This is a genomic window from Plasticicumulans sp., from assembly GCF_035331805.1.
Taxonomy (GTDB): domain Bacteria; phylum Pseudomonadota; class Gammaproteobacteria; order Competibacterales; family Competibacteraceae; genus Plasticicumulans.
Genome location: NZ_DAOLKE010000370.1, coordinates 1,786 through 3,287 on the forward strand (window position 1 = coordinate 1,786; position 1,502 = coordinate 3,287).

A 1,502-nucleotide genomic window follows, 5' to 3' on the forward strand; every position below is an offset into this window, starting at 1 on the left:
TCGCGCCAGTGACTGCCGATGACGATGTCCTTGTCCTGCCATTGCTCGAAGCGATATTCCTTCGCGCTTTTGAAGCGGATGCGCAGCCGTTCGAGCAGATCGCTGACCAGCTTGTCATCGCCATGCGCATACGAAACGAAGTACGGCACGACCAGCCTGCCGTCCGCGTCGCGCTCCGTGAATTCGACCGCCGACTGCGGCATCCGCAGCCGCGCCCCGGCTTCCACTTCGGCCCGCGTGAACCCTGCCGCCGCCGCGACCCGCCCGTCCTCGCCCTCGAACCAGCACCACCGATTCTCCGGCGCCGCCCGCGTCTGCCCGTCGGCTTCGAGCGCCAGTTGCACCCCGGCCTGATCCGCCGCCGCCTTCAGGCGCTGCCGGAACTGCCGCAAGGCCGTCAGCGCCGCCTCGCGCGCCATGCCCTCGAACAGCGCCCCGAGCACCGCCGCCAGCGAAAACCGCCGATCCCCCGCCACCGGCAAGCCCAGCAGCCGCTCGAACCGCTCCTGGTCCGCCCGCCCCATCTGCTCAGCGACCTTGTCGGCGTTGCGGCGCACGACATCCGGGTGCAGGGGTTTCGCGGGCATGGTGGCCTCCGGGGGTCTACGGAATCGATACGGGATCAGCGTAGACGACGGATGGCGTCAGGCAAGTACGGAATGGCTACGAAGTTCGAGGTTTCAGCCGCCCGCTGTGCTCAGGCAGGCGGAAACCTCAGAAAGCTGCAGACTTGGCGGGGCGCGGCGCCATCAGCAGGCTGGCTCGTCAACGGCAGCGGGAAGGCGGACATGAGCACGCTGGAAGAACCGGGCCGTATCGGCAGGGGGAGTGTCCGAGGCCGCGCTGTGCGAAGTGCCCGATTTCGCGTTGTTCCTGCATCAGCGCAGCAAGCGGCGCTGCGTCCGTGTTAAATCGCTCGCGAACGCCGGTCCGAAGCATTCCTTCATCACCACCGGAGGCAATCTGCATGGCCACCGTTTTCGAGTCCCTGCATCCGCAATTCATCACCGACGCCGATGGCGCGCGTGTCGCGGTCGTGCTGTCGCTGGCCGAGTACGAGGCGCTGCTGGAGGACATCGCCGATCTGGCCGCGGTCGCCGAGCGGCAGGACGAAGACTGCGTCAGTTTCGAGGAGCTGAAGGCCGGATTGCGGGCCGATGGACTGTTATGAGCTGGTCTGGAAGCGCTCGGCCGAGCGGGAGCTGCGCAAGCTCCCCCGCGAGGTCATCGCGGCACTGGTGTTGCTGGCCGAGGGGCTTGTGTGCGATCCGTATCCGCCCGGAGCCCGCAAGCTCGCTGGCGCCCGGCATACCTGGCGGGTGCGCTCCGGCGACTACCGCCTGATCTACACCGTCGAGGATGCCCGGCTGGTCGTGCAGGTCATCCGCGTCGGTCATCGGCGCGAGGTGTATCGCTGAACCTCTGCCGCCCCGGCCTTGCACCGGGGCGGAGATGACGGGCAAGGCTGCCTGCCCGCGGAGTGGAAATCAGACCCCGACCGG

General features: G+C 67.9%; 2 protein-coding genes and 1 pseudogene. 2 read left to right on the top strand and 1 reads right to left on the bottom strand.

Annotation, left to right across the window (positions count from 1 at the left end):
• Positions 1 to 587: pseudogene (locus PKE44_RS16955) on the bottom strand (hypothetical protein); the annotation flags it as partial.
• Positions 588 to 967: 380 nt separating this feature from the next.
• Here PKE44_RS16955 and PKE44_RS16960 point away from each other — a divergent pair.
• Positions 968 to 1,171 (top strand): hypothetical protein, encoded by a 204-nt coding sequence (locus tag PKE44_RS16960; RefSeq protein WP_324553623.1) that lies wholly within the window; start codon positions 968 to 970, stop codon positions 1,169 to 1,171.
• Complete coding sequence (locus PKE44_RS16965; RefSeq protein WP_324553625.1) at positions 1,158 to 1,418, top strand: type II toxin-antitoxin system RelE/ParE family toxin; 261 nt, start codon at positions 1,158 to 1,160, stop codon at positions 1,416 to 1,418. The genes PKE44_RS16960 and PKE44_RS16965 overlap by 14 nt, the downstream gene beginning before the upstream one ends.
• Positions 1,419 to 1,502: the final 84 nt, after the last annotated feature.

Coding starts and splice junctions, on each gene's coding strand:
- PKE44_RS16960 (WP_324553623.1), top strand. CDS start 968: ATGGCCACCGTTTTCGAGTCCCTGCATCCGCAATTCATCACCGACGCC.
- PKE44_RS16965 (WP_324553625.1), top strand. CDS start 1,158: ATGGACTGTTATGAGCTGGTCTGGAAGCGCTCGGCCGAGCGGGAGCTG.